The organism is Escherichia sp. E2586 (assembly GCF_005781105.1).
Classification (GTDB): Bacteria; Pseudomonadota; Gammaproteobacteria; order Enterobacterales; family Enterobacteriaceae; genus Escherichia.
On sequence record NZ_VATN01000006.1, the window covers coordinates 272,386 to 290,986 of the forward strand.

The 18,601-nt window shown below is 50.0% G+C and carries 17 protein-coding genes; 5 read left to right on the plus strand and 12 right to left on the minus strand.

What is annotated here, in order from left to right:
- Positions 1 to 101: 101 nt before the first annotated feature.
- The 8 genes from menE to FEK50_RS06440 form a co-directional block, all read right to left on the minus strand.
- The gene (gene menE / locus FEK50_RS06405; RefSeq protein ID WP_131162030.1) at positions 102 to 1,457 is read right to left on the minus strand and encodes an o-succinylbenzoate--CoA ligase; all 1,356 of its coding nucleotides are present in this window, start codon (positions 1,455 to 1,457) and stop codon (positions 102 to 104) included.
- Positions 1,454 to 2,416 (minus strand): o-succinylbenzoate synthase, encoded by a 963-nt coding sequence (gene menC, locus FEK50_RS06410; RefSeq protein WP_130207190.1) that lies wholly within the window; start codon positions 2,414 to 2,416, stop codon positions 1,454 to 1,456. The genes menE and menC overlap by 4 nt, the downstream gene beginning before the upstream one ends.
- Positions 2,416 to 3,273 (minus strand): 1,4-dihydroxy-2-naphthoyl-CoA synthase, encoded by an 858-nt coding sequence (gene menB, locus FEK50_RS06415; RefSeq protein ID WP_000639996.1) that lies wholly within the window; start codon positions 3,271 to 3,273, stop codon positions 2,416 to 2,418. Before menB ends, menC begins: the two co-directional genes overlap by 1 nt.
- A 14-nt stretch (positions 3,274 to 3,287) precedes the next feature.
- Positions 3,288 to 4,046 (minus strand): 2-succinyl-6-hydroxy-2,4-cyclohexadiene-1-carboxylate synthase, encoded by a 759-nt coding sequence (menH, locus tag FEK50_RS06420; protein WP_131162031.1) that lies wholly within the window; start codon positions 4,044 to 4,046, stop codon positions 3,288 to 3,290.
- Positions 4,043 to 5,713 carry a 2-succinyl-5-enolpyruvyl-6-hydroxy-3-cyclohexene-1-carboxylic-acid synthase gene (gene menD, locus FEK50_RS06425; RefSeq protein WP_130207194.1) on the minus strand — a complete coding sequence of 557 codons (1,671 nt, stop codon included), beginning with the start codon at positions 5,711 to 5,713 and terminating at the stop codon, positions 4,043 to 4,045. Before menD ends, menH begins: the two co-directional genes overlap by 4 nt.
- 88 nt (positions 5,714 to 5,801) lie before the next feature.
- Positions 5,802 to 7,097: an isochorismate synthase MenF gene (gene menF, locus FEK50_RS06430; protein ID WP_131162032.1), complete on the minus strand. Its 1,296-nt coding sequence runs from the start codon at positions 7,095 to 7,097 to the stop codon at positions 5,802 to 5,804.
- Positions 7,098 to 7,175: 78 nt separating this feature from the next.
- Positions 7,176 to 7,481, minus strand: a complete 306-nt coding sequence (gene elaB / locus FEK50_RS06435) for a stress response protein ElaB (protein WP_000070621.1) — start codon at positions 7,479 to 7,481, stop codon at positions 7,176 to 7,178.
- Between the two features lie 54 nt (positions 7,482 to 7,535).
- Positions 7,536 to 7,997: a GNAT family N-acetyltransferase gene (locus tag FEK50_RS06440; RefSeq protein WP_131162033.1), complete on the minus strand. Its 462-nt coding sequence runs from the start codon at positions 7,995 to 7,997 to the stop codon at positions 7,536 to 7,538.
- 64 nt (positions 7,998 to 8,061) lie between these two features.
- Between FEK50_RS06440 and rbn the strand changes: the two genes are divergently transcribed.
- On the plus strand, positions 8,062 to 8,979 hold the full coding sequence (gene rbn / locus FEK50_RS06445; protein WP_131162034.1) for a ribonuclease BN: 918 nt from the start codon (positions 8,062 to 8,064) through the stop codon (positions 8,977 to 8,979).
- A gap of 120 nt (positions 8,980 to 9,099) precedes the next feature.
- Here rbn and FEK50_RS06450 read toward each other — a convergent pair whose 3' ends face one another.
- Complete coding sequence (locus FEK50_RS06450) at positions 9,100 to 10,842, minus strand: VWA domain-containing protein (RefSeq protein WP_131162035.1); 1,743 nt, start codon at positions 10,840 to 10,842, stop codon at positions 9,100 to 9,102.
- 137 nt (positions 10,843 to 10,979) lie between these two features.
- Between FEK50_RS06450 and FEK50_RS06455 the strand changes: the two genes are divergently transcribed.
- Positions 10,980 to 11,951 (plus strand): M28 family metallopeptidase, encoded by a 972-nt coding sequence (locus tag FEK50_RS06455; RefSeq protein ID WP_131162036.1) that lies wholly within the window; start codon positions 10,980 to 10,982, stop codon positions 11,949 to 11,951.
- A 102-nt stretch (positions 11,952 to 12,053) separates the two neighbouring features.
- Positions 12,054 to 12,557 carry a YfbM family protein gene (locus FEK50_RS06460; protein ID WP_131162037.1) on the plus strand — a complete coding sequence of 168 codons (504 nt, stop codon included), beginning with the start codon at positions 12,054 to 12,056 and terminating at the stop codon, positions 12,555 to 12,557.
- A gap of 282 nt (positions 12,558 to 12,839) precedes the next feature.
- On the opposite strand, the gene FEK50_RS06465 is transcribed toward FEK50_RS06460, so the two are convergent.
- On the minus strand, positions 12,840 to 13,556 hold the full coding sequence (locus FEK50_RS06465) for a hypothetical protein (protein ID WP_131162038.1): 717 nt from the start codon (positions 13,554 to 13,556) through the stop codon (positions 12,840 to 12,842).
- Positions 13,557 to 13,764: 208 nt separating this feature from the next.
- Here FEK50_RS06465 and FEK50_RS06470 point away from each other — a divergent pair, with 208 nt between their 5' ends.
- A complete protein-coding gene (locus tag FEK50_RS06470; RefSeq protein ID WP_130207206.1) occupies positions 13,765 to 14,187 on the plus strand; it encodes a hypothetical protein in 423 nt (140 codons plus the stop codon).
- On the plus strand, positions 14,132 to 15,469 hold the full coding sequence (locus FEK50_RS06475) for a hypothetical protein (RefSeq protein WP_131162039.1): 1,338 nt from the start codon (positions 14,132 to 14,134) through the stop codon (positions 15,467 to 15,469). Before FEK50_RS06470 ends, FEK50_RS06475 begins: the two co-directional genes overlap by 56 nt.
- Positions 15,470 to 15,521: 52 nt before the next feature.
- On the opposite strand, the gene nuoN is transcribed toward FEK50_RS06475, so the two are convergent.
- Positions 15,522 to 16,979 (minus strand): NADH-quinone oxidoreductase subunit NuoN, encoded by a 1,458-nt coding sequence (gene nuoN, locus FEK50_RS06480; RefSeq protein WP_131162040.1) that lies wholly within the window; start codon positions 16,977 to 16,979, stop codon positions 15,522 to 15,524.
- Between the two features lie 6 nt (positions 16,980 to 16,985).
- The gene (gene nuoM / locus FEK50_RS06485) at positions 16,986 to 18,515 is read right to left on the minus strand and encodes an NADH-quinone oxidoreductase subunit M (protein WP_130260560.1); all 1,530 of its coding nucleotides are present in this window, start codon (positions 18,513 to 18,515) and stop codon (positions 16,986 to 16,988) included.
- Positions 18,516 to 18,601 lie beyond the last annotated feature (86 nt).

Sequence of the window (18,601 nt, forward strand, 5' to 3'; positions counted from 1 at the left end):
CCTGTCTGATAAGAATTGTCACATTAATTTACAGATTAACAGATAAACTCATTATCAATGGCAATGGAATAGCGGAAATGAGAGATGAAACTAATGATTTCTTAATACTGGCGTTGCACCCACTCTTTTAATGCCTGACGTGAAATCTTAATGCCGCCGTTTTTCAGCTCCGGCGGAAGCGTCAGCCAACGCACCGGTTGTTGAAAACGGGCCAACTTGTCTTTCACCCATTCGCTAAGATCAACGGTTTCGTGGTCATACTCCACCACCGCTACCGGTCGATGACCAAACTCCTTGTCAGTAACGGGGACGATAAACACCTGCAAAACCGCAGGATGCGCGGCAATCACACGTTCGACTTCTTCTGGCTGAATGCCTTCGCCACCACTGAAGAACAGATTGTCTAAACGTCCGACAATGGTCAGCTTGCCATTATGCATCTCACCGCGATCGCGCGTGGCGTACCAGCCTTCGTCATTAACCAGCGGCACCAGTTGCCCGTTACGCCAGTAACCTTCTGCCATACTGGCAGCCCGCAGCCACACTTCATCGTTAACGATTTTTACTTGCCGCCCCGGCAGAGGCGAACCGACGTCAGCCAGGCCGTCCGCTTCTTTCGCGCAAACCGTGGAAGCGAACTCCGTCAGACCATAGCCGCAAAAGCAACGAATGCCCTGCTCGCGCGCCTGCTCCGTCAACTCAACCGGAATTGCCGCGCCGCCAAGTAACACCGCTTTCAGGGAAACTGAACTGCGGTTAACCAGCAAACGCCAGAGCTGTGTTGGCACCAGTGAAGCGTGAGTACAGCCTGCCAGCATTTGCTCCAATGGCTGTTTATCACATACCGTCATCCGCGCACCAGCGTATAACCAGCGCCACATAATTCCCTGACCAGAGACGTGAAACAACGGCAAAGAGAGCAGCCAGTCATCATGCTCGCCAAACTGAATCAGCGATAACACCCCTTCGGCACTGGCAAGATGGGCCTGATAAGTATGAACTGCGGCTTTCGGCAAGCCAGTGGAGCCAGAGGTTAACGTCATTGAGCACAGGCGCGTCGGCTGCCACGCAGCGGCATGTGCGCCTTCAACCAGCTGAATGTGCAGCGACGTTAACGCCGGAAACGTGTTTTCCCCTTCCGGCACCAGCGCAAATTGCAGAGTGAGATTTGGCAGCAATTCCTCAAGCAACGGTTGCGGCAGTTGTGGATTCACGGGCAGCACCCGCGCCCCGCATTGCAGTAACGCCAGCCAGGCCAGCAGCGTTTGCGGCGTATTCCACGCCCGCAACATTACGCCGCTGCCCTCAACCACACCCTGCGCCGCAAAGCCGGAGGCTAATTCATCGACGCGAGCACAAAGCTTGCGCCAGTTGAGTTGCTCGTCATTAAGACGTAAGGCGATGGCTTCTCCCCGCACCTGCCGCCAGTGACGCCACGGCCAGTCAGAGAAGATCATAACAGCCGCTCCAGTGCATCAACTTCCACTAATGGCAGCGGGCTACCCGGCCAGCGACGAACCTGCTGCGCCTGCATCAGATCCAGCGTATCCAGCCCCGGAATGGTGTCTGGCGTTAACCAGGCAGCAATCCGCGCCAGTTGCGTTAAGCCTAAGCTCGACTCGATGGAAGAACTGATCACCGCCGTCAGCCCCAGCGCGTGCGCCGCCTGCACCTGCTCGCGGACTTTCTCCAGGCTGCCCGTGAGCGTGGGTTTGATCACCACCGCACGCACGCCCTCTTCCGCCACAAAGGCAAAATCCGGCTCGCGCAGGCTTTCATCCCAGGCAATGGCAATGCCGGTTTCACGGGCAAATGCACGCGAATCATCGCGGGTTTTGCACGGTTCTTCGAGAAACGCGATGCGGTGGCGATAGTCCGGGTTAACGTATTTGGCAAACTGCTGGCCTTTCAGCGGCGTCCAGGCGCGGTTCGCGTCAAGACGCAAATGCAGATCCGGAATTGCCTCCAGCAAAAGATTGACCACCATGCCGTCGCGCACGGCTTCGTACAATCCCACTTTGACCTTCGCCACTTTCTCGCCAGGCATATCGGCAAGTTTGAGGATCAGATCGTCCGGATCGCCATTACACAGCGGCGCAGCACGGTAATTGGCCGCCTGCGGGAGCGTATCTGCCAGTTCAGCCAGCGCGCAGCTCACGCCAAAGGCGACGGAAGGCATCTGTGGTAGCTCGCAATCGCCTGCCAGCCAGTTATGTACCCAGGCAAGCAGCACACTTTGCGCCTCTTCCCAGGTTTCCTGACTGAAGCCCGGCAGTGGGGAGATCTCCCCCCACCCTTCGCGCTCGCCCTCACGCAGGCAAACGTATAGCCCGTCGCGGGTTTTTAACCGCCTGTCGCGCAGAACCACCCCCGCGTCCATGGGGATCTGCCAGCGGTATACCTGCGCGCTACGCATTACGGATTCCGTTTAAATTTGCTGAAATCAGGCTGACGTTTCTGGTTGAAAGCGTTGCGACCTTCCTGACCTTCTTCCGTCATGTAGAACAGCATGGTGGCGTTACCCGCCAGTTCCTGCAGACCTGCCTGACCGTCACAGTCAGCGTTCAGTGCAGCTTTCAGGCAACGCAGCGCCATCGGGCTGTTTTGCAGCATTTCACGGCACCAACGGACGGTTTCTTTTTCCAGATCGGCCAGCGGCACCACGGTGTTCACAAGGCCCATATCCAGCGCCTGTTTTGCGTCGTACTGACGGCACAGGAACCAGATTTCACGCGCTTTTTTCTGCCCGACGATGCGAGCCATATAGGAAGCTCCCCAGCCGCCGTCGAAGGAACCGACTTTCGGGCCAGTCTGACCGAAGATGGCATTATCTGCCGCGATAGTCAGGTCGCACATCATGTGCAGAACATGACCGCCGCCGATGGAGTAGCCAGCCACCATCGCGACAACCGGTTTCGGACAGGTACGGATCTGACGCTGGAAGTCCAGCACGTTGAGGTGATGTACGCCGGAATCATCTTTATAACCGCCGTAGTCGCCACGTACTTTCTGGTCACCGCCGGAGCAGAACGCTTTATCGCCCGCGCCAGTCAGAATGATCACGCCGATGTTGTCGTCATAACGGGCATCCGCCAGCGCCTGGATCATCTCTTTTACCGTCAGAGGACGGAAGGCATTGCGCACCTGCGGACGATTAATGGTGATTTTTGCTATACCGTCGGTGGATTTTTCATAACGAATGTCCTCGAAACCTTCGGAGCAGTCGTGCCATTCAACCGGTGCGTAAAGCATTGCTTCATCAGGATAAATCATATTGTGTCCTTTAGTCAGAAACGCAAGATCTGCGCCAGACTTGCGATAACGCCAGCGGGATTTTCCCGATGCGCGTTATGTCCGGCGCGAGGAATGACATGGCAGTCGGCAGCCAGTTCCGCCGCCAGAGCGCGGAATTTGCTGTCAAGTTCACCACATAAATAATAAAACGCAAATGTGCGGGCGCTAAGGTTAGCACGTAAATCAGGCTGGACGGCGAGAGAAGTGGCCTCCAGCATCGCGGCAAGGGTTGCGCCGTTATTGTTGCTGCGCAGCGCCACCAGCTCCCGGCGTTGATCGTCATTGAGCGAGGCAAAAACAGGCTGTTGATACCAGTCGGCAAATACCGCCGTTAACGGTTCTGAACAAAAACGCTGCGCCCAGCGATGATCGGAAAGCTGACGTTCCGTGCGTTGTTCAGCACTTTGCAGCCCAGGATGCCCACCTTCGACAATCACACCACAAAGCCCCAGCATCCCCTGACAAGCCGCCATCATCGCCACCCGTCCGCCAAGCGAGTACCCCACCAGCCAGAAGTTAAGGATGTTGTAACTAACCAAAGTTTTACGCAGTAAGTCGGTGACATCATCAAATCCATCGACGCTAATTGCCGCCGAACCACCGTGACCTGGCAGATCAACATACAACCGCGAGTAGTCTGCAAACGCCTCGCCGACTTCCTGCCATTCGAGGCAATCGCCGGAGAAACCATGCAAAAACACCAGCCAGGGTAAACCTGCCTTGCCGTGTTTTGCCTGTGCGTGCAGGATCATAAATGGCTTACCTGCGCCAGCAGTTGCTGGAGGGTTTGCGCGCCGTCGGTGTCGTTAACCACCATCTCAATCACCGTGGTGGTCGGAGTGCGCCAGGCGTCGGCAAGTGCCGTTTCAAGTTCCTGCCAGTTTTGCGGACGATGATATTTCAGCTCAAACATCGCGGCAGCGTGCTCAAAATGGACGTTTTGCGGCATCAGATAGAAACGCTCGCGCTCGCTTTTCGGCGTCGGCAACAGCGAGAAAATTTGTCCGCCGTTGTTGTTCACCACAATTAATACCAGCGGCGCGGAAACCTGACGCAATAGCGCCAGCGCGTTGAGATCGTAAAGAGCAGAGAGATCGCCCACAATCGCCAGCGTCGGTTTACCACTAGCCCTCTGAACGCCTGCGGCGGTAGAAATCAGCCCATCTATTCCGCTGGCCCCACGGTTGCTATATACCGGGTAACCTGCCGGAAGTTGCGAAAGCGCATCAATCAGACGTACCACCAGGCTATTACCGACAAACAGTTGCCCCTGTTCAGGCAAATAGTCTCTGATGCGGTGCGCCAGTTGTGCTTCGCCAAACGCATCACGACGGGCAACAACTGCCTGCATTGCCTGTTCAGCCAGACGCGGGATCTCCACGCACCAGGGCTGGCGTTTTTCAGCCGGATGCAGCTCCAGCCAGTCGGCAATATTGGCGACCAGGCGACGTCCACGGTGGTGTGCCGGGTCAAGCTGCCCTTCGATGTTATCAACAATCCAGTATTCTTCTGGTTCACAGCTTGCCTGCCATTGCAGTAACCGTTTACCGGTCAGGCTGCTCCCCAGTTGCACGACAATCTGCGCCTGTTGCAGTTCGCTGGTCGCTTTGGCATTGCCTAACCAGAGATCGGCACACGGCAGCGGCTGCCCGGTTTGCGACAGCACGTCGCCAATCAGCGGCCAGCCAAGAGTTTGCGCCCACAGGGCAACTTTTTTGCCCTCTTCCGCACTCATGCGCCCGGCAACCACCACGCCGCGCTTTTGCCGCCAGAAGAACCAGTCGCGCTGTTTTTCGCTCTCAAGACGAGGTGCTTCACGCAGCCACGGTTTGTCGCCCTGCCACCAGTCGCCAAGACGTTGTTGCCAGCTAAGTCCGGTATCGTCCATCTCGCCATAAAGCGGTTCGGCAAACGGGCAGTTGATATGGACTCCACCCGCATGCAGCGTGCCTAAAGCGTGGTCGATAGTAGAAACCAGCCAACGGGCGGGAATATCCTGCGTCGGGCGCGGTAGTGAAATGCTATGCGTAGGATGAGAGGCGAACATGCCCGGCTGACGAATTGCCTGATTTGCGCCGCAGTCAATCAATTCCGGAGGACGATCGGCGGTTAACAGGATCAGTTTTTCTCCGGTTAACCCAGCTTCAATCAGTGCCGGATAGAGATTCGCTACCGCCGTGCCGGAAGTCACTATCACCGCCACCGGCTGCTTGCTGACTTTCGCCAGCCCCAGCGCCAAATGCCCCAGCCCACGCTCATCAAAATGAGTGTGATGAATGAAAGCGGAATTTTCCGCCGCCGCCAGAGTTAATGGCGTAGAACGAGAGCCAGGGGCGATGCAGACGTGTCTGACGCCGTGACGTGTTAATGCTTCCAGAATGACCGCCGCCCAGCGTCGGTTAAATGCGCTTACTGACATGAGTTTGTCCGGTATCAATATTGCGGCTAAGTATAAGGAGCTACAAAAAGAGATTATTGATATGAATCGGTAATGATGCGACTCATTACTATTCCAATTGTAATAAAGTGCGCAGTCCTGCCGCTTTGTTGTCGATTTCCTGCCACTCCAGTTCGGGGTCTGAGCCTCGGACAATACCCGCTCCGGCATACAATCGCACGACATTGCCACTGATTTTCGCCGAGCGCAGGGAAACGCAGAATTCGCTTTGTTGTAATGAGAGATAGCCCGCAGAACCCGCATACCATTCACGGGTAAACGGTTCGTGCCGGGCGATGAACTGCCGTGCCAAATCGCGCGGTAAACCTGCCACCGCTGCCGTTGGCTGCAACTGATGCAGACAAACCACATCATCTGCCGTATTAAGCGAGGTCCAGATACAGCGACGCAGATGCTGCACTTTACGCAGACGAAGCACCTGCGGCGGTAAAACATCCAGCGCCTGGGTGTCGCTCTGTAATCGCTGGCAGATATCTTCCACCACCAGCATATTCTCGCGCTGGTTTTTATCATCCGCCATCAGCCACTCGCCCAGTTGCTGCGCCTGTTTATCATCAGGATGATTCGCCACCGTTCCCGCCAGTGCTTCAGTACGCAACGCTTTGTCACGCCGCCGCCAAAGCCGCTCAGGAGATGAACCCAGGAACGCGCTTTCGCCATCAAAGGCCATGTAGAAATGGTAGCAGTTCAGGTTCAACCGACGGCTGGCAGCCATCATTGCCGCCGCGTTAACTGAATCGGAGAAATGCAGGTCGGTCGCCCGCGCCAACACCACTTTATCCAGTTCACCTTCAGCAATGGTGTCGGTCGCCAGTTTAATTAACCCCGTCCAGGCTGGTTTGTCCGGCCAGTGATTTTCTTGGGTGATGGTTAAATGCAGAGCTGGCAACGGTTTAATGTTTGCCAGAGCAGCAATGTATTCCTTTGCCTGATGTGCGTCTTGCTGAAGGGAGTTTTCGCTGAAAAGGGTCAGTCGAAGGGTCGCTTTGCCTGCACAGCGTCGCCATTCCAACCGCGGGAGGAGTAAATTGCCCTGGGAAGGGTCAAACGCATTCAGCCCCCAGATACGCAAGTCGGTGTGATCCGAGTGTTGTCGGAGAAAACGCTGCGCCTGCGCCAGCGACGAAAAGCTGGCTATTGTACCCAGCACGGCAGCCTCTTCATCACCATTGCGTTGTTGCCAGTAAAATTGCGGATACATTTTCTGACTGGCCAGCCAGCTTAAGGCATCAAAGGCGTCATTTAATGGGAAAGGAACATCAAAAACCCGAATGCCGGGCGTCGCAGGAAACTCTTGCGACAGATGGCGCAATAGATTTTCCAGCGCCGTAGTGAGTGATTGCACGCGGACCTCTCCCTGTTAAAAGCCTCACATTATACGGGGTACTGCAAAAAAAATGCAGTACCCCAGTGTAGGGAGGTTTTAACGGCGTGCCAGCAACAGTCCTAATACCAAACCAACCGCAGCGCCAACGCCAATCCCCTGCCACGGTTTTTCATGAACGTAGTCGTCGGCACGATAAACCGCTTGCTTCGCCCGATAGTAATAGCTGTCTGAAGCCTGACTGACTCTTTTTTTCACATCATCCAGCGCCTTCTCAGCTCGCGCCTTCAGCTCAACATATTTCTGATCGGCGGGATCGCCAGAGGAGCGCAGCACTTCTTCCAGTGTTTCACTCAGCAACGTCAGGTCGTCATCGATGCGTGTATCACCAAATTGATTAGACATTCTCGTTCTCCATTTGCTTAAAACCTGCCACTAACTATAGACAACGGTTATCAATTACGCCTGAATGACTTCGCGCGCCATCCCAATGTGGGGAATACCATCTTCCTCGTAGATATCCGTTACGGGGATAAAGCCAAAACTGCGGTAAAAGTTTTGTAAGTGCGCCTGCGCTCCCAGATAAATCGCCTTGTCCGGCCAGTGGCGCGTACATGATTCCAGCACCTTACTCATCAGTTGCTGCCCCACTTTTTCGCCCCGCAACGCTTCGCTGACAATCACGCGACCAATCACCACCGGTTCGAGATCATCATCACTTTTCAGAATCCTCGCATACGCTACCAGTTTCCCGTTTTGCCAGCCGAGAATATGACGATTTTCACCTACCAGATCGTCACCATCGACATCCTGATAAGGACAGTTTTGTTCGACAACGAATACCGCACAACGCAGTTGTAATAAGGTATAAAGCTGAGAAACCGATAATTCAGAGTGATGAAGATCCTGCCAGTCGATCATGATGCGCTCCTTTTGGTTGTATGCCTTATACTAGCCGGATTATTTTTAGAAATGTGATGGTCTTATGGAATTAATTTTCTTAGGTACTTCGGCGGGAGTTCCGACCCGGGCGCGTAATGTCACGGCGATATTGCTTAATCTGCAACATCCGACCCAGGCCGGACTTTGGTTATTTGACTGTGGCGAAGGCACTCAACACCAAATGCTGCACACGGTGTTTAATCCCGGCAAACTGGACAGGATTTTTATTAGCCATCTTCATGGCGATCATCTTTTCGGTCTGCCCGGTTTGCTGTGCAGTCGTTCCATGTCAGGTATTGTGCAACCCTTAACCATTTATGGTCCGAAAGGTATCCGTGAATTTGTTGAGACAGCGCTACGCATTAGTGGCTCGTGGACCGATTATCCACTGGAGATTATTGAAATTAGCGCAGGCGAAATTCTTGATGATGGCTTGCGTAAAGTGACAGCTTATCCGATGGAACATCCGCTGGAATGTTACGGCTATCGGGTAGAAGAACATGATAAGCCTGGTGCGCTGAATGCTCAGGCATTAAAGGCCTCGGGCGTACCGCCTGGCCCATTGTTTCAGGATTTGAAAGCCGGAAAAACTGTCACATTGGAAGATGGTCGGCAGATTAACGGCGCTGATTACTTAGCCGCGCCTACACCAGGAAAAGCGATCGCCATTTTCGGCGATACTGGTCCTTGCGATGCCGCGCTGGCGCTGGCCAAAGGTGTCGACGTAATGGTTCACGAAGCGACTCTGGATTTGGCGATGGAGGCCAAAGCCAACAGTCGCGGCCACAGCTCCACACGCCAGGCGGCGGCACTGGCCCGTGAAGCTGGTGTCGGTAAGCTAATCATTACCCATGTTAGTTCACGCTATGATGATAAAGGCTGTCAGCACTTGTTACACGAGTGCCGGACGATTTTCCCGGCAACTGAACTGGCGAGCGATTTCGCGGTGTTTAGCATTTAAGTCGAAAGCGGTGGTTAGTTGGCAGATTAATTTAATGATGCCAACGCACTTATTTGCCATTTTTTCATCTGTTTGCCGGATACGTTTGATGTCGATATCCGGCAAACAGATTTATCATTTTTAGTTTTGTGAATTATCCAGACCTTTCGCCAGCCCAATCAGGCGAATAAATTCCGCTCTGTAGCCTTGTTGATCCGGTCCTTTTGCTTGCCGCGCCCACTGTTCGATCTGCTGCCAGGATGTATTATTCAGGTATTCAGAACCGCGCAATTTTTGCCCATACGCAGAGACTGCTGCGCGAAAACGCATATCTTCTGAAGGTGCGTTTATTGTGGGTGCCAACGGGAATTCAACTAACTGACTTTCTTTTCCCTGCGGGTATTTCCAACGAATCTTTAACCAAGCCAGTTCTTTCGCTTTATCTGATTTCACTGATTTGTTATCCGGGGCATAGCGTAACTTATCAATTGATGCTTTTTGCCCATTCAGCGTTAATTCGAATAACAACGTTATATGTTTACCTGCGCCAATATCCACCGCATCAACGTTATCGTTATTAAAATCCTCCGCCCGAAGTTGGCGCTTTTCATAACCAATCTGACGGTATTCCGTTACCCACGCGGGGTTAAACTCTATTTGCGCTTTGACATCTTTTGCTACGGTAATCAACGTCTGCCGCATTTCACTGTTCAACACTTTCTGCGCTTCAGAGAGGGTATCAATGTAGCTGTAGTTGCCGTTACCAACATCGGCAATTCGCACCATCATTGCCTCGTTGTAATTGTCATCCCCCACGCCAAGCGTCGAAAGAGTAACACCGGACTCCCGCTGTTTTTTGACCATTGATTCAATCGATTTTGGATCGTCAATGCCAACGTTAAAGTCACCGTCAGTGGCCAATAAAATGCGATTGATGCCGCCCTTAATAAACCCCTTCGCCGTCTGCTGATAAGCCAGTTCCAGCCCGGCACCGCCATTGGTACTGCCTTGTGCATCCAGCGAATCAATCGCGGCATTAATTTCCGACTTGTGATTCCCTGAGGTAGAAGGCAACGCAATACGGGAGTCGCCAGCGTAGGTCACGATGGCAATGTTGTCCTGCTCACGAAGTTCTTTGACCAATAATTTCAACGAAGACTGAATAAGTGGCAAACGTTCATCAGAAATCATTGAACCAGAAGTGTCGATAAGAAAGACCAGATTAGAAGCTGGTAACTCTTCACTTTTTTGATCTTTCGCCAGGATATCAACTTTCAGCAATGTTCGCTGCTCATTCCACGGCGCAGATGCCAGTTCGTAGCGCATAGCGAAAGGTATTGGCTTAGAGGCCGGAATAGATTGTTTGTCTTTGATATCCCAATCAGACGGGAAATAATTGACCATCTCCTCCACCCGTACAGCGTCTGGCGGAGGTAACAGCCCTTGATTGAGGAAACGACGTACATTCGCATAACTGCCGGTGTCAACGTCAAGGCTAAACGTAGCCAACGGGTTTTGCGCTGCCTGCTTAACCGGATTATCATCGAACTGCTGGTAGCGAGCTGTTCCTGGATTTGTGATTTGGGAGGCTGCTTTTTCTCTGGCTGCATGTTGATATTTTGGAGCCGCCTGCAATCGCCCCAGCAAAGCCTGTTTGTCTGAATATTGTTGCACTTCTTGCTGGGCTAAGGCTTTCGTGTCTGCAGCGGCTTTGGCGGCGCTTTGCTCAGCCACTTTTGTTGCCGCTTGTTGCGCGGCAAGTACTTGCTGGTCTGTGGGGGTACTGGGTTGTTGTTGCTGACTTTCCTTATCCTCAGGTTCCGGCCCACATCCTGACAAAATCAAACTACTTATAAGCAACATGATTATATTTTTATTTCGCATATAAAATCCTTTTAAATAAACTCAGCTACCAGACATAAAATAGACCCTTTGTATAATCCGGCTAATCTTAATAAAATACAATCTCGAAACCTATAACAAATAATAATTCAACAACAAAACCTATTAACAATTTATATATGAAAAAAATAACCTTTTCCTTTTTTATATTGCTCCTGCTTTCACTTCCTCTGATTGTTTTTTACCAACCCTGGGTCAAGGCATTACCACCAACGCCCCAGCACGCAAGTCCCGAGCAATTAGAAAAAACAGTTCGCTATTTTACACAAACTGTGCATCCACGTAGTGCCGACAATATTGATAATCTGAATAGGTCCACAGAGTATATAAAAGAGGTCTTTGTCAGTAGCGGCGCCAGAGTTACCGTGCAGGATGTCCCCATTACTGGTGGCCCCTACAAAAACATTGTTGCTGATTATGGTCCTACCGATGGACCGCAGATTATTATTGGTGCGCACTATGACTCTGCCAGCAGTTACGAAAACGATCAATTAACCTATACGCCGGGTGCGGATGATAACGCCAGCGGCGTGGCAGGATTACTCGAACTGGCACGTTTGTTACAGCAGCAAGCGCCGAAAATAGGTGTGCAACTGGTCGCCTATGCGTCGGAAGAACCGCCCTTCTTTCGTAGCAATGAAATGGGGAGCGCGGTACACGCCGCTTCGCTTGAGCGTCCGGTGAAATTAATGATAGCACTGGAGATGATAGGTTATTACGACTCCGCACCAGGGAGTCAGGATTACCCTTACTCTGTCATGTCCTGGCTTTATCCCGACCATGGTGATTTTATTGCTGTCGTCGGCAGAGTGCAGGATATCAGCGCTGTGCGTCAGGTAAAATCTGCGTTGTTATCAGCAAAAGAGTTGCCTGTTTATTCTATTAATGCACCTGGTTTTATTCCCGGTATCGATTTCTCCGACCACCTTAATTATTGGCAACACGATATTCCCGCCGTAATGATTACTGACACCGCTTTTTATCGTAATAAACAATATCACTTACCTGGCGATACCGCAGACAGACTTAATTATCAGAAAATGGCTCAGGTGGTGGATGGCGTTATAACCTTGTTGCAAAACAGTAAATAATAAAAATTTCTCGAGGAAGATCCAGAAAAAGCAACATGCGCATTTTATTTTCCCTCGTCTGTTTTAAGATGCGAAAAATTAAATTCAACGGAGGAAAAACAAATGGGAATGATTGGCTATTTTGCAGAAATTGACTCAGAAAAAATTAACCAACTGCTTGAGTCTACTGAAAAACCCTTAATGGACAATATTCATGACACGCTTTCAGGTTTACGGCGACTGGATATTGATAAACGCTGGGATTTTTTACATTTTGGCCTAACGGGTACCTCTGCTTTTGATCCAGCGAAGAATGATCCGCTGAGTCGTGCCGTGCTTGGTGAACACAGCCTCGAAGATGGCATAGATGGTTTCCTGGGATTGACCTGGAATCAGGAGTTAGCCGCGACAATCGACCGACTGGAAGCTCTGGATCGAAGTGAGCTGCGTAAACAGTTTTCCATTCAGCGACTCAATGAAATGGAGATTTATCCGGGAGTGACCTTTTCAGAAGAGTTAGAGGGGCAACTCTTTGCTTCGATCATGCTTGATATGGAAAAGCTGATTAGCGCGTATCGACGTATGCTGCGACAAGGGAATCATGCGCTGACGGTTATTGTTGGGTGATATAGCTTGATGCCTGGGGGAGAAAGACCCATTAGTTAAAATTTACGCCAAGATCATCTTGAAAAAATATTTAACCATGGTCCGGTTTTTATCCCCTTGTATAAATATCGCTAAATGCTTGCTTAGTCGCATTCTTAAAGCAATGCCGTGTATTCGGTATATAACAGCGATGTCATCTGTGCTGGCAACGATTTGGAATCTTGGATGAAAACGGAACTCAACCTGTCATTACCTGGAAATTACCAGGCAGATAAAAAGCCTGTTCAATTTTGAGATGATTTTTTAAAAATCGTGTCCATTGTGACGACATGGGAAAAACTCAATATTATCCTCCACAAATTGCAGTAACACAGAATCAACATCTTTTGCAAGTTGGTCACAATGTGTGATAAGCATTTTGAATATTTCATCCTTTGTAATCTCATGAAAATTTTCTACCTTCTCTTTTAACTCATTATATCGGATTCTTGCAGTAACCATTTTTTTGGCAAGTTCTAACAATCCCAACGCTTGCAATTGTTGGTGAATATGATCACTTTCAAAAAAGATCCCACAATCCATTCCTTCCCAACCAACATATTCATGCCATTCATAAACCAGCATAAAAGTTTGTAAAACTGGCTGTAATAATTGGATATCTGCAAAACTAAACCAAAACTTACGCTTGAGATCCCACTCATATTCAATCGCCAATGCTATTTTGTTTAAGGCATCTCCGGCATCCTTATTTTTACGCAAAATCAATTCCGTCAGTGTATAGCGTTGTTCATCAATACGCCGAAGAGCTTCTGCAATATCATAGTTTGTAGCCAACAAAACATTCTCTGCTTCCTGATGTGTGACGTCTGCTTTTGCAGTCAATATATTGATTTGATCAATATGAAAGAATTTAATGGCCTCATCAACATTACCGCCAGTCCTCTCTAGCAAACGTCTGGCAGACTGGATACCGACAGGTACGTGCTCCCGAAGTTTGCGAATTTCACTTAACCATTCCATGTCAAACCCCTTTAAATATTTATGATGTTATATATAACAACGTCTGGATCACGACCCAGCCTGACTGAATATTTCACCTTTCCCTGCTTAACATCCATGTTATGATGTGCCTGAAACTAATAAGACGTGTGGCATTGTCATTATTTATCCGCTATTGAATTCAAACAATGCCATTCATTTGATGAATGAATTATTTCAGGGAATAATTATGACACCTTTAGAACGCATTACCCAACTTGTTAATATCAATGGTGATGTTAACGAGCCTGCTACCCCCCGTCCATTGTTATCTCTTGAGGATTTTTTTATCGGCAATAATATCCTCGGTTCAATATGTTGCAATGTGACTCCAGAACAATCTCCGCAAGCTATCTACCACCATTTGCTGAAAATTCGTGAGCGTAACGATGTCAGTGATGTTTTGGTAGAAATTACGATGTTCGATGATCCTAACTGGCCCTTTAGCGAAAGAATTTCAGTTATCACTTCTGCTTCACCCGAAGAAGTTCAGAATTGGTTTGCAGAAGAAATTGCCCCTGATGAGTGCCGGGAAGGATGGGAAGAAGATACAGATCATGGATGGGTTGAAGTCCCTGCGGGTATGCATCCAGTTAATTGTTGGTGGGATTAAAACATATTACTCATTACGAAAAATTTTTAAAATACTTCATGGAGGATGTATATTGTCATTTTCAACGGGTGCTGTAATTATCATTTTTGCGTGTTATGCATTAGCCTTTATCATACCAATACTCTTTATCGTTCCGTTTCTTCTTCGATGGGATAAAGAGAAAAGGGATAACACCGGTTTCATTTCTTTAATCTATCTGGAATTGCCAATCGGCACTACCGCATTAGCCTATTTATTTTATTTCAATAAGTATTTCGATTCTTTCTTTGAATATATTTTCAACCTCATACCCTATACATTAATTTTATGGTATGTGTGTTTTCTAAGGAAAAGCATATATTGCAGCCCACGCAAGATTTTATTTACAGGCTGGCGCGCCTTTGCCATTATATTTGTTTTACATACATTCTATTTATTCCCCATGAAAAACGAATCAGATTATGACACTGCTGTGAATACGGCACTAAGACAAGGGGATGGTACTGCATTGGATAAACTTTGGAAAACATGCCCGGAGGGTATCAATTCACTTTTGTTCAATATGAAATTTAACTATAACAGAACATATAACTTTGACTACCCAATCACTTCATTCGAGAAAGTTATCCAGTGTAGTGAATTTAAAGACGACTTTACCAGCGATTATGCTGTCAACTATTCTTTTGCTAACGTAACAAGCATTAATTTCTTAAAATTTCTATATAGCAAAATAGATGATAATAAAAAGAAAGAGATTCAGAATGATAAAGGTATTATAGACACTAGATTAATTGATTTAAAGCGATGTTTAAGAGACGAAAAGTGCAGTGCACAAAAAATCCAAATGCTCGATTTTCTACTAAAGCTCGTTCCAAAATGGCAAAAGCATTTATTTATCAAACCGGTAGACTTGCATAATTCTATTTTAAACTCAAATAAGCTTAGTGCTTCTTATTTTTCAAAATTTGTTCAACCTGAAAATGAAAATGACATTATCGCTATGCATGTTGTTTTAGGTGATAACCAGTCCGTAATATCAAAAATAAAGAACAAAGAATACCTACCTTCCGTGATTGGTCAAGAATATGGTGATTTTGGTGAAAATATAACATTAGTAAAGTTTATTATAATGAATGGTACAGAAGACATGATCGACTTCATCATTAACGATTTAAACGTTGATGTGGCGTGTTATGCAAGTGCGTCAACCATAAACTATAATACTATTGTCTCTTCAGACTATAATTATAAATACAATAAACGTTTCCAAAATAAAACCTGCACAAACCCAATCAAATCATAACACCATAAAAAAACCGCCGAAATCGGCGGTTTTTTAACATCAATATTCAACCTTACATCAGCGGCATGGCTAACCGCACAATGCTAATCAGCGGTTGCGGCCATACACCCAGCACCAGTACCAACAGTGCAGAGATCAGCACCACGATACCGCCCGCGCTGTACTGCCAGTTTGACGGTGCATCGCGACCCGGTTGTTCCGGTGCGTGCAGGTATAAGCTCACCGCCACGCGCAGGTAGTAGTAAAGGCCGATTGCCGAACCGACAACCACGGCCCCCACCAGCCACCACAAGTGCGCCTGGACACCGACTGCCAGCACGTAGAACTTACCAATAAAGCCCAGCGTCATCGGGATACCGGCCAGAGACAGCATCATCACCGTCATCACTGCCGCGAGGATCGGACGATGCCAGAACAGACCGCGGTAAGAGAACAGGGAATCAGCATCCGGGCCACGATACGGGCTGGACATCAGGCTGACCACGCCAAACGCCCCGAGGCTGCTGAACAGATAACCGGCCAGGTAAACCCCTACCGCTTCCATCGACATCTCGCCAGTTTGCAGCGCAATCAGCGCCACCAGCAGATAGCCGAGGTGAGAGATAGATGAGTAACCGAGCAGACGTTTGATGTTGGTCTGGCTCAGCGCCATCAGGTTACCGAAGATGATGGAGGCAAAGGCGATAATCGCCAGCACCACGCGAATCGCTTCGCTGTTACCCACTGGTGCGTAAAGGAACAGACGCATCACCACACCGAAGATAGCGATTTTGCTCGCCGTCGCCAGGAAAGTGGAAACCGGCGCAGGCGCGCCCTGGTATACGTCTGGCGTCCACAGGTGGAACGGCACCAGAGAGAGTTTGAAGCCGAGGCCAACAATCATCAGGCCGAAACCTGCCAGCAACAGCGGCTCGTTGAGCATACCGTCGCCGAGGTTTTTACCCAGTGCAACGAACGACAGATCCCCAGACTGCGCATACACCAGCGCCATACCGAACAGCAGGAAAGAAGACGCTGCGGCAGAAAGAATGGTGTATTTAATACTGGCTTCCAGCGAACGTTTCTGGCGGAAAGCGTAACCGACCAGGCCAAACAGCGGCAAAGAGATCAGCTCGATACCGAGGAACAGAGACGCCAGATGGTTGGCATTCGCCAGCAGGATCCCACCCAGTGCGGCAATTAACACCAACAGGTAGAACTCGTCCTTGTTGTCGTTATAGCCTTCAAGCCACGGGTAGGCGAAAGTACAGGTGGCGAGGCTCGCCAACAATACCAGCCCGGTGTAAAGCATGGCGAAACCATCAACACGCATCAGTGGCGTAACGTCCATAGCGCCCGCCTGGCCGACAAACCAGAGCGAAACCAGCGCCGCGTTAAGCCCAATAACCGAGAGCGTAGCGTTGAGGAAATGATTGCGTCGCCACGCAATGGAGAGCATCACAACCACCACCGTCAAGCCGACGATCAGCAACGGTAGCAGTGCGATCAGGTTTTGTGGAGTTATTGTCATGGCGATTTACGGCCTTGTAGTAGTAACGGAATTAACAAACCACTGCTGGATATTGCCAATCGCGGAGTGCGAGGTATCCAGAATCGGCTGCGGATAGAAGCCCAGCAGTACCAGCAGCACCACCAGCAACAGGATCATAAACAGCTCGCGCAGCGACATCCCTGGCAGTTCTTTGCTGGCAATCTCGCTTTTCGCTTTACCGAAGTAAGCGCGATGTAACATTGCCAGCGAATAAACAGATGCAAAGACCAGCCCAAAGGTAGAGATAACGGTAATCACCGGGACAACCTGGAAGCTGCCGAACAGAATCATAAATTCGCCGACGAAGTTACCGGTGCCTGGCATCCCAAGCGTTGCCACCGCAAAGAACAGCGACAGTGCTGGCAGCCATTTCATCTTGCTCCACAGACCGCCCATCATGCGCATGTCGCGGGTATGGATACGTTCATAGAGCTGACCGCAGAGAATAAACAGACCCGCCGCTGACAAGCCGTGCGCAATCATCTGAATTACCGCGCCCTGGTAGGCCAACTGGCTGCCGGTGTAGATGGCAATCAGCACGAAGCCCATGTGGGAAACCGAGGTGTAGGCGATCAGACGTTTGATATCGGTCTGGGCGAAGGCCATCCACGCACCGTAGAAGATGCCGATAACACCCAGCCACATAGCGATTGGTGCAAACTCTGCCGACGCGTTCGGGAACAGTGGCAGGGAGAAACGCAGCAGACCGTAAGCGGCGGTTTTCAGCAAGATCCCCGCGAGGTCAACGGAACCCGCAGTTGGTGCCTGGGAGTGCGCATCCGGCAGCCAGCCATGCAGCGGAACCACCGGCATTTTCACCGCAAATGCGATGAAGAAGCCCAGCATCAACAGGTATTCCACGCCGCCAGACATTGGCGTATTCAGCAGCTCTTCATAGTTGAAGGTCCAGACGCCGGTCGCGTTGTAGTGAACAAAGACCAGCGCCAGGATGGCGATCAACATCACCAGACCACTCGCCTGGGTATAAATGAAGAACTTGGTTGCCGCCGTGATACGCGTTTTACCGTCAGAAGCTTTATGCCCCCACAGTGCGATCAGGAAGTACATCGGCACCAACATCATTTCCCAGAAGAAGAAGAACAGGAACATGTCGATGGCAAGGAACACGCCGATAACGCCGCCCAGGATCCACATCAGGTTGAGGTGGAAGAAGCCCTGATATTTTTCGATCTCGTTCCACGAACAGAGTACCGCCAGCACGCCGAGCAGACCGGTCAGCACGACCATCAGCAGCGACAGACCGTCAATGGCAAGATGGATAGAGATACCAAAACGCGGGATCCACGGCATGTCGAATTCAGACTGCCACTGCGGAATTCCGGCGGATTGCGTCAGTGAATAACCGCCCTGCAACCACAGTTGCAGCGACAGCGCCAGCGTCAATCCCATGGTGATCAGCGCTACCCAGCGCGGCACCTTGACGCCAAAGCGTTCGGTCTGCCAGCACAGGAAGCCGCCGATAAAGGGGATTAGTATTAACCAGGGTAATAACATAGCTAAGTATGTCCCTTATATTTACTCCTGCTCAGGCTATCTCACTCGCCAGCCCGAATCCCGGCAGTGCTCGCAATCCTCACGTA

Coding starts and splice junctions, on each gene's coding strand:
- menE (WP_131162030.1), bottom strand. CDS start 1,457: ATGATCTTCTCTGACTGGCCGTGGCGTCACTGGCGGCAGGTGCGGGGA.
- menC (WP_130207190.1), bottom strand. CDS start 2,416: ATGCGTAGCGCGCAGGTATACCGCTGGCAGATCCCCATGGACGCGGGG.
- menB (WP_000639996.1), bottom strand. CDS start 3,273: ATGATTTATCCTGATGAAGCAATGCTTTACGCACCGGTTGAATGGCAC.
- menH (WP_131162031.1), bottom strand. CDS start 4,046: ATGATCCTGCACGCACAGGCAAAACACGGCAAGGCAGGTTTACCCTGG.
- menD (WP_130207194.1), bottom strand. CDS start 5,713: ATGTCAGTAAGCGCATTTAACCGACGCTGGGCGGCGGTCATTCTGGAA.
- elaB (WP_000070621.1), bottom strand. CDS start 7,481: ATGTCTAATCAATTTGGTGATACACGCATCGATGACGACCTGACGTTG.
- FEK50_RS06440 (WP_131162033.1), bottom strand. CDS start 7,997: ATGATCGACTGGCAGGATCTTCATCACTCTGAATTATCGGTTTCTCAG.
- rbn (WP_131162034.1), top strand. CDS start 8,062: ATGGAATTAATTTTCTTAGGTACTTCGGCGGGAGTTCCGACCCGGGCG.
- FEK50_RS06450 (WP_131162035.1), bottom strand. CDS start 10,842: ATGCGAAATAAAAATATAATCATGTTGCTTATAAGTAGTTTGATTTTG.
- FEK50_RS06455 (WP_131162036.1), top strand. CDS start 10,980: ATGAAAAAAATAACCTTTTCCTTTTTTATATTGCTCCTGCTTTCACTT.
- FEK50_RS06460 (WP_131162037.1), top strand. CDS start 12,054: ATGGGAATGATTGGCTATTTTGCAGAAATTGACTCAGAAAAAATTAAC.
- FEK50_RS06465 (WP_131162038.1), bottom strand. CDS start 13,556: ATGGAATGGTTAAGTGAAATTCGCAAACTTCGGGAGCACGTACCTGTC.
- FEK50_RS06470 (WP_130207206.1), top strand. CDS start 13,765: ATGACACCTTTAGAACGCATTACCCAACTTGTTAATATCAATGGTGAT.
- FEK50_RS06475 (WP_131162039.1), top strand. CDS start 14,132: ATGGATGGGTTGAAGTCCCTGCGGGTATGCATCCAGTTAATTGTTGGT.
- nuoN (WP_131162040.1), bottom strand. CDS start 16,979: ATGACAATAACTCCACAAAACCTGATCGCACTGCTACCGTTGCTGATC.
- nuoM (WP_130260560.1), bottom strand. CDS start 18,515: ATGTTATTACCCTGGTTAATACTAATCCCCTTTATCGGCGGCTTCCTG.